The 2,459-nt window shown below is 74.5% G+C and carries 2 protein-coding genes; one reads left to right on the top strand and one right to left on the bottom strand.

The window, feature by feature from the left end; genetic code table 11:
- Nucleotides 1–429 precede the first annotated feature (429 nt).
- A complete protein-coding gene (locus E4099_RS31285; protein ID WP_135342474.1) occupies nt 430–1,569 on the top strand; it encodes a pyridoxal-phosphate-dependent aminotransferase family protein in 1,140 nt (379 codons plus the stop codon).
- Nucleotides 1,570–1,699: 130 nt separating this feature from the next.
- Here the strand turns inward: E4099_RS31285 and E4099_RS31280 are convergent, their stop codons facing one another.
- The gene (locus E4099_RS31280; protein ID WP_209446817.1) at nt 1,700–2,314 is read right to left on the bottom strand and encodes a class I SAM-dependent methyltransferase; all 615 of its coding nucleotides are present in this window, start codon (nt 2,312–2,314) and stop codon (nt 1,700–1,702) included.
- Nucleotides 2,315–2,459: the final 145 nt, after the last annotated feature.

Below are 2,459 nucleotides of genomic sequence, written 5' to 3'. Positions count from 1 at the left end.
CCCGCGCACCGCCCTCCGGACAACCGCCCTCCACGGAACGACTGCCGTCGGTGTACGCCGACTCGGTTCGCTTACCAGTGATTCGCATGGCTTCAGGTTCCCGCTTCGCCACTCTCGGTCACATCCGGCAGGCACCCCTCTTCCCCTGGGGCTTTCCCTACCCCCGAACGGTTGACGGCGCTCTGCACAACACACCGTGCGACACCGGGAATCGGCGCCTCCACGCCGGATCCCGACGGACTCCGCACCGGCGGTCGGACCCGGTCGGCCTCCGGCGGCCCGCACCCGCGAAGAGACGGGAAGCGCACCGCCCCCGGTCGCCCGGCACCGCCACGCGCCCCGCTGCCGCCTCCCCGCGGGCGCGCCCCTTGTACGCTCGCCAGGGGGCCCACCGCCCCCTGGTCCCTCGATCGTGTGAAGTGAGCAGCCGTGTCCCAGTCCCAGCATCCCCTTCTCGATCTGCCGCCGCTGACCGCCGAACGCTTCGCCGCCATCGAGCGGCGGGTCGCCGGAGTGCTGCGCACCGAGGCCGATGTGCTCATCACGCAGGGCGAGGCGCTGCTGCCGCTGGAGGGCGCCATCCGCAGCGCCGCCCACCCCGGGTCCACCGCGCTGAACGTGATCACCGGCCCGTACGGGCAGACCTTCGGCGGCTGGCTGCGGGACTGCGGGGCCACCGTGGTGGACATCGAGGTGCCCTTCCACACCGCCGCCTCGGCCGAGCTGATCGCCGCCGCGCTCAGGGAGCACCCGGAGACCGAGCTGGTCTCCCTGGTCCACGCCGAGGCCGCCACCGGCAACACCAACCCGGTCGCGGAGATCGGCCAGGTGGTACGGGAGCACGGGGCGCTGCTGATGCTGGACGCGGTCGCCTCGGTGGCCGCCGAACCGCTGGAGACCGACGCCTGGGGCGTGGACCTGTGCGTGATCGGCGCGCAGAAGGCGATGGGCGGGCCGGCGGGCGTCTCGGCCGTCTCGGTCAGCGAACGCGCCTGGGAGCGCATCCGCGCCAACCCGCGCGCCCCGCGCCGCTCCTACCTCTCCCTGCTGGACTGGAAGGACCGCTGGATCGACGCCGGCCGCACGGCGCTGCCGCACGCCCCCGCCCAGCTGGAGATGCTGGCGCTGGAGGCGTCGATCGGCCGCATCGAGGAGACCGGCGGGCTGTCCGCCGCCATCGCCCGGCACCGCGCGGCAGCCGCCGCCACCCGGGCGGGCACCCTGGCGCTGCACCCGGCGGACACCCCGGAGCCGCTGCGGCTGCGCCCGTACGTCACCGAGGCACGCGACGCGGCCCCGGTGGCCACCACCCTGCGCGTCCCGGACACGCTGGACGCCCGCGAGCTGGTGGCCGCGGCGGTGGCGGGGACCGGGCTGCCGATGGTCGCGGGCGGTGGCGCGCTGGCCAAGGAGATGATCCGGCTGAACCACTACGGCCCGGACGCCACCCTGGAGACGGTGGTGCGCAGCCTGACCGGGCTCTCCACCGCCCTGCGCGCGGCCGGCCTGACCACCGACCCGGACGCGGCCACCGCGGCGGCGGAGGCGGCCTGGTCGACGGTGGCCTGACCGACGACGTCCTGAGCAAAGGCGGCCTGAGCAAAGGCGGCCTGAGCAGCGGCGACCTGAACGAAGCCGGGCCTGGCAAAGGCGGCCTGACGGCTGATCGGCACCGCCGTACACCGGTGCGGCGGCGCGCTCAGGTGGTGCGGCGCAGGCCCAGGTAGCTCCAGCGCACCCCACCGCGGCCGAGCGGGTCCTCCCGTTCGCTGTGGTGGACCGGGCGCAGACCGTGCCGTCCGGCGAGTTCGATCGTCTCCCGCGCGGAGACCGGGAACATCCGCCGTCCGGCCGGGACCGGGCCGTGCCGCAGGGAGAGCACCAACCGGCCGCCGGAGGCCAGCAGTCCGGCGATCCGCTCCATCGCGGACTCCCGCTCCGCGTGGTCCAGGTGCATCCACACGGCGGTGAGCAGGACCAGGTCGAAGTGGCGCTCCCGGGCGCGGAGCACGGCCAGTTCGGGCAGCGCGTCGTCCAGCCACTCGATGTCCCGTTCGGCGTGTCGGCGCTGCCCCAGGCGCCGGAGTTCGGCGGTGGGCTCGACCGCGGTGACCCGGTGACCGCGCGCCGCCAGCGCGGCGGCGTCCCGGCCGCTGCCCGCGCCGATGTCCGCGATCACGGACGGCTCGGTGGGGAAGAGGTGCAGTACGTCGCGGTGCACCTCGGTGAAGTCCACGCTCTCGTACTGCTCCAGCAGCGCGTCGGCGGCCTCGGCGTATCCCGCGTTGCTCGGCAGCGTCAAAGGATCACTCATCTCGCCACCCTAACGAGTGACCATATTCCCCTCGGGGAGACAGCCGGTGCCACCAACTCCCGGCCGCCCAGAACCTCATGACCGGCCGCCCGACCCTCAACGGCGAAGCCCTCTCCCCTGCACCCGCGACCACCCCGCACGCCCC

This window comes from Streptomyces palmae, from assembly GCF_004684805.1.
Lineage (GTDB): Bacteria > Actinomycetota > Actinomycetes > Streptomycetales > Streptomycetaceae > Streptomyces > Streptomyces palmae.
Note: the sequence above shows the minus strand (reverse complement) of the source record. Positions and strands in the feature narration are given on the sequence as shown.

What these genes read in the sequence shown, in the direction of transcription:
- E4099_RS31280 (WP_209446817.1), bottom strand. Translation starts at nt 2,314, where the DNA reads ATGAGTGATCCTTTGACGCTGCCGAGCAACGCGGGATACGCCGAGGCC.